The following is a 1,940-nucleotide window of genomic DNA, read 5'->3' on the forward strand; positions in this document are numbered from 1 at the left end:
GGGCACGATCGGCCTCGAATTGATGCGCCAGGCAAAAGCGCTTGGCGTCGACCTCGACGCGGTGATCGTCCCCTGCGGCGGCGGCGGCTTGTCGAGTGGCATCTCCGTTGCCGTCAAGGATGCCTCGCCGAACACGGCGGTCTGGGCGGTCGAGCCCGAGCATTTCGACGACACCCGCCGGTCGCTGGCCGCCGGTGCAAGGGTTTCGAACGAGCCCGGCCATAGTTCGATCTGCGACGCGCTGCTGACCGCCGAGCCTGGCGTGATCACCTTCGAGATCAACCGCAGGAATCTCACCGGTGGCATCGCCGTCTCGGACCAGGCGGCGGCGCAGGCGATGCGCGACGCCATGGCCTATCTCAAGCTGGTGGTCGAGCCCGGCGGCTGTGTGGCGCTGGCGGCACTGTCATCGGGCGAGATCGAGCTGTCCGGCAAATGCATTGCCGTGGTGCTGTCCGGCGGCAATGTCGATTTCGGCACTTATGCCGGGATCATGGCGGCTGCTTGAGACGGCGATGTCCAAGGGTATCTGATATGGAGTATCTGGCGACAGGCTCCGCCTTGGATCACTCCTCGCCCGCCGCCAAATCGTCGCCGCGCTGAGCATGGTCATCTACCGCCCGCTCACGCGTTCCGAGCTGCCCGACGATACGGCATCCCTTGCCCGCACCCTCGTTGGCAAACTCGTGGTGCGCGAGCTGCCTGAAGGCATCGCCAGCGGCCGCATCGTCGAGACCGAGGCCTATGTGACCGGTGACGCCGCCGGACACGGTTACCGGGGGATGACCCCGCGCAACCGTTCGCTGTTTCTCGAACCCGGGCACGCCTATGTCTATCTCGCCTACGGCATCTCCTACATGCTCAATGTCTCGAGCGAGATGCCGGGGGTCGGAACCGGCGTGCTGATCAGGGCGCTCGAGCCACTCGAGGGCATTGCGATCATGCGGCTCAACCGCGGCGTCGAGCGCCTGCGCGACCTGGCGCGAGGACCGGGAAGGCTGGCCCAGGCGTTGCGGATCGATCGTTCGCTCGACGGGCTCGATCTTTGCCGCAAAGGCCCGCTATGGCTGGCAACCGACGAGCATCAAGCCGGCGACATCGCCCAAGGCGTCCGGATCGGCATTACAAAGGATGCCGATCGCCCGCTGCGGTTTTACGTCAAGGGGAGCGCCTTCGTCAGCGGCCCGAAATCGCTCAACGGTTAGTGGCAGTTACAAACCATGGAGATTGGCGAAAGCATTTCTCCCTTCCGCAAAGGCTGGTGCCAAGACTGGAGGTCGTGCGGCATCTAATCCAGCGTCCGCCTGAACCGCACCAGTGCCACGCCGGCAAACAAGGCCACGAACACCACCAGCCAGCCGATCTCCGTTGACACCGCCGGCAGTTCCGCGCCCTTCAGCATCACCGCGCGGGTGATGCGCAGGAAATGCGTCAGCGGGAAGATCTCGCCGAGGATTTGCGCCCAGTCCGGCATGCCGCGATAAGGGAACATAAAACCCGACAGCATGATCGACGGCAGGAAGAAGAAGAAGGTCAGTTGCAGGGCCTGCATCTGCGTGCGGGCGATGGTGGAAATCGTATAGCCGAGCAGCACCAGCGCCAGCACGAAGATCAGCACGGCGGTCAGGAGCAGCGACATCGATCCGGTGAAGGGGATGGCGAACAGCAGCTTCGCCGCCGCCAGCACCACCACCACCTGCACGCCGCCGACCGCCAGGTAGGGCAGCACCTTGCCCATCATGATCTCGAGCGGGCTGGACGGCATCGCCAGCAGGTTTTCCATCGTGCCGCGCTCGGTCTCGCGCGTCAGCGCGATCGAGGTCATCATCACCATGGTCATCTGCAGGATGACGCCGAGCAGGCCGGGCACGATGTTGTATTGCGAGATGCCTTCGGGATTGTAGCGCCGGTGTACGACGACATCGAGCCGACCCTTGGCG

The 1,940-nt window shown here is 64.5% G+C and carries 3 protein-coding genes; 2 read left to right on the forward strand and 1 reads right to left on the reverse strand.

What is annotated here, in order from left to right:
* Both EN906_RS32385 and EN906_RS32390 read left to right on the forward strand, forming a co-directional pair.
* Positions 1-508: pyridoxal-phosphate dependent enzyme (locus tag EN906_RS32385; protein ID WP_127375690.1), on the forward strand; the 508-nt coding region annotated here is incomplete at its 5' end.
* 97 nt (positions 509-605) lie between these two features.
* Positions 606-1,205, forward strand: coding sequence for a DNA-3-methyladenine glycosylase (locus EN906_RS32390; RefSeq protein WP_127268432.1), 600 nt, complete (start codon positions 606-608; stop codon positions 1,203-1,205).
* 83 nt (positions 1,206-1,288) lie between these two features.
* Here EN906_RS32390 and EN906_RS32395 read toward each other — a convergent pair.
* A partial coding sequence (locus EN906_RS32395) for an ABC transporter permease (RefSeq protein ID WP_164777537.1) occupies positions 1,289-1,940 on the reverse strand: 652 nt, incomplete at its 5' end.

It is taken from the genome of Mesorhizobium sp. M7A.F.Ca.CA.004.06.1.1 (assembly GCF_003999135.1).
Classification (GTDB): Bacteria; Pseudomonadota; Alphaproteobacteria; order Rhizobiales; family Rhizobiaceae; genus Mesorhizobium.